Origin of the sequence: Streptococcus sp. IsoGale022, assembly GCF_031142805.1 — a bacterium.
Taxonomy (GTDB): domain Bacteria; phylum Bacillota; class Bacilli; order Lactobacillales; family Streptococcaceae; genus Streptococcus; species Streptococcus sanguinis_A.
This window is the reverse complement of sequence record NZ_JAKZJI010000047.1, coordinates 1-372: the sequence shown is the minus strand read 5'-3', so window position 1 is coordinate 372 and position 372 is coordinate 1. Positions and strand designations below refer to the sequence as shown.

Annotated in this window: 1 protein-coding gene; it reads right to left on the bottom strand. The window is 46.8% G+C overall.

What is annotated here, in order from left to right; all coding sequences use genetic code 11:
- The coding region (locus RG608_RS11600) for a serine hydrolase (protein ID WP_374989841.1) at positions 1-372 on the bottom strand (372 nt) is incomplete at both ends.

Genomic DNA, 372 nt, shown 5'->3' with positions numbered 1-372 from the left:
GACCGCCGTGCCCTAAAATAGAGCCTATCTCATACTCTGTCACCCAAAAGCCGTGGGCATTCTTAGCGACTGCTTTATCTGAGAATGTAGAAGTTGTCTGATACAGTTCATTCCAGGTTTCTGGGCGCTTAAAGAGCTTTTCCTTTCTCAAAAGAGCTTGCGCGAACCGCTTGAAATCGGCAAAAGTCCCTGTCGCCTGCCCCGCTGGATAAATATCCGCGGGAAGCAATTTATCTAGATATAAACTTCCGTTTGTATCATAGGTTTTCTCACCCTGCCGCTTGTCTCGGACATAGGTATTGTCCGACAAATCAGGTAAGAGAGCGGTATGGTTCATGCCCAAAGGCTGGAAAATATGCTCGTGGACATAAT